Below are 2,669 nucleotides of genomic sequence, written 5' to 3' on the forward strand. Positions count from 1 at the left end.
GCACAATTTTAAATAATGTTTTTATTTGTTTGTTAAAGGTTCTCTGTTTTTGATAGAGAACCTTTTATCTTTGCAGTATGATTGATTTTCAGGAAATAATCGCATTTTTCATTCTAGGAATTGCAATTGCTGTTCTCTATTTTCATTTTTTTGGAAAAAAGAAACCCAAAAAGAACTGCGGTGGTAGCAACGATTGTGGCTGTCATTAACTTCCCAACGCTACATCCAAACTCATCATTACTACAAATCCGCCAATAAATCCCAGTGTTGCAATATCGGTATGTTTATCTTGTTGCGTTTCCGGAATTACTTCTTCCACCACTACAAAAATCATTGCTCCGGCAGCAAATGCTAAAGCATACGGCAAAATTGGTGTAAAGAACGTTACTGCAACCGCTCCTAAAACGCCGGCAATGGGCTCGACTAAAGCGGAAGATTGCCCGTATAAAAAACTCTTTTTTCTGCTCATTCCCATTCGTCTCAACGGCATGGAAACAGCAATTCCTTCCGGAAAGTTTTGAATACCAATTCCAATCGCTAAAATTGTAGCTCCTGCAATGGATGCTTCGGGAATTCCTGCCGCAACACCACCAAATAAAACGCCAACCGCTAACCCTTCAGGAATATTGTGCAAGGTAATAGCCAAAACCAAAAGCGTTGTTTTTTGCCAAGGTGATTTTACCCCTTCGGTTTCTTTAAAATTGATGTGGATATGGGGTAGCAATTTATCCAATCCGAACAAGAAAAAAGCTCCTAGAATGAACCCAACTGCGGCGGGTATCACTTTTACAAATCCTTCCCCTTCCGACATTTCAATAGCAGGTGCAAGCAAACTCCAATAACTGGCTGCAACCATTACACCTCCGGTAAAACCGAGCATTCCGTCTAAAGCGGCACGATTCATGGTTTTAAAAAAGAACACTACCGAAGCTCCCAAAGCGGTTAAAAACCAAGTAAATAACGTGGCAAACAAAGCCGCTAAAATGGGGTCAATACTCGATAAATAAGCAACAATGCTATCAAACATATTAGATTACTTTTACAAATAAATTTCCGGCAATTTTATTTGAGATTAAAATCTCTTTTCCATTCATTAAAATAGTCAACGACATATCAAAAGCTTCTTTATTGATAATTTCAATTTCAGAGCCTAACGAAATTTGATGCTTATCTAAATATTGCAAAAAACTAGGCGAACTGTCTTTTACACCCAAACACATCACTTTTTTGTTCAAACCAACTTCTGAAAGTAATTGTTTTTCCACTTTGATCATTTGCCCATATCGATCAGGAATCGGATCGCCGTGCGGATCTTCTTTAGGGAAGCCTAAAAATTCATCCAATCGATTGATTAATTTCTCCGATTTAATGTGCTCCAATTCTTCGGCTAAATCATGTACTTCATCCCACGTAAAATCTAATTTTTCTACTAAAAAAACTTCCCACAATCGATGTTTTCGCACAATCATTTTGGCCGCATGTAATCCTTTTTGAGTGAGTGTCACACCTTGGTATTTCTGGTAGTCAACCAATTCCTTTTCGGCTAATTTCTTCACCATATCCGTAACCGAAGAAGCCTTGCTTTCAATCATCCCTGCAATCGCATTGGTATTAATTCCTTTAGGCGAAACCAACGATAAATGATAAATTACTTTGATATAATTTTCTTCCGAATAGGTCATAAGTTCAATTAATTGAAAACAAATATACTAAGATAATTTGATATAAGTAAAATAATTTTTAGTTTTGTCTAAATTTATTTTTTGGTATGAAAAAAATTATACTTTTAGTTGTTTTATTGTTTACTCTATTTTCACAAGGTCAAGAAAAAGGAACGGTTGTGGGTCATATTTTATCTGAAGGTCAAGCGGTTCCGTTTGCGAGTATTCTTTTAAAAAATGCAACAACAGGGACTTCGTCTGATGAAAACGGAAATTATTCCATTGAAGTTCCGTCAGGAAAGCAAACCATTATCGTGCAAGCAATCGGCTTTAAAAACCAAGAAAAAAATATTAATGTTCCTTCGGGAGGAAAAATTCATTTGGATTTTAATGTAGAAGAAAGTGTTTTCGGCCTCAATCAAGTAGTTGTTTCGGCCACTCGTGGATTGCAAAAAAGAACCGAAGCTCCGGTGATTGTAACCGTTACAAATTCAGAAGTTTTACAAAAAGCACAAGCCATCAGTTTATCGGAAGGATTGAGTTTTCAACCTGGCTTGCGGATGGAAACCAATTGCCAAAATTGCGGATTTTCACAAGTTCGAATGAATGGTTTAGATGGTGCTTATTCTCAAATTTTAATGGATAGCCGACCGATTTTTTCAGCTTTAAATGGGGTGTATGGTTTAGATCAAATTCCAACAAATATGATAGAACGAATTGAAGTGGTGCGTGGTGGCGGTTCATCTTTATACGGTTCAAATGCTATTGCGGGTACCATCAACATCATTACAAAAGATCCAATAGAAAATTCGTTTGAAATTAATTCACATCTAGGATTAATTGACGGAAATGTACCCGATAAAGCCTTAACGTTAAACGGAACAGTTTTGTCAGATGATTTAAATCAAGGAATTCAACTTTTTGCCATGCTTCGTGATCGTGGTGCGTTTGATGCCAACAATGATAATTTTACGGAAATCACTACCATGCAAAACCGAACATTCGGAT

Annotated in this window: 3 protein-coding genes; 1 reads left to right on the top strand and 2 read right to left on the bottom strand. The window is 36.8% G+C overall.

Annotation, left to right across the window (positions count from 1 at the left end; translation table 11 throughout):
* Positions 1-205: 205 nt before the first annotated feature.
* Together R2782_RS00005 and R2782_RS00010 are read right to left on the bottom strand one after the other, a co-directional pair.
* The gene (locus R2782_RS00005; protein WP_371265993.1) at positions 206-1,027 is read right to left on the bottom strand and encodes a ZIP family metal transporter; all 822 of its coding nucleotides are present in this window, start codon (positions 1,025-1,027) and stop codon (positions 206-208) included.
* A gap of 1 nt (position 1,028) precedes the next feature.
* A complete protein-coding gene (locus R2782_RS00010; protein WP_188361460.1) occupies positions 1,029-1,682 on the bottom strand; it encodes a metal-dependent transcriptional regulator in 654 nt (217 codons plus the stop codon).
* 86 nt (positions 1,683-1,768) lie between these two features.
* On the opposite strand from R2782_RS00010, the gene R2782_RS00015 reads away from it, so the two are divergent.
* Positions 1,769-2,669 (top strand): TonB-dependent receptor plug domain-containing protein (locus tag R2782_RS00015; RefSeq protein WP_371265994.1); only part of this gene is annotated, 901 nt, incomplete at its 3' end.

This window comes from Flavobacterium sp., from assembly GCF_041392085.1.
GTDB lineage: Bacteria > Bacteroidota > Bacteroidia > Flavobacteriales > Flavobacteriaceae > Flavobacterium.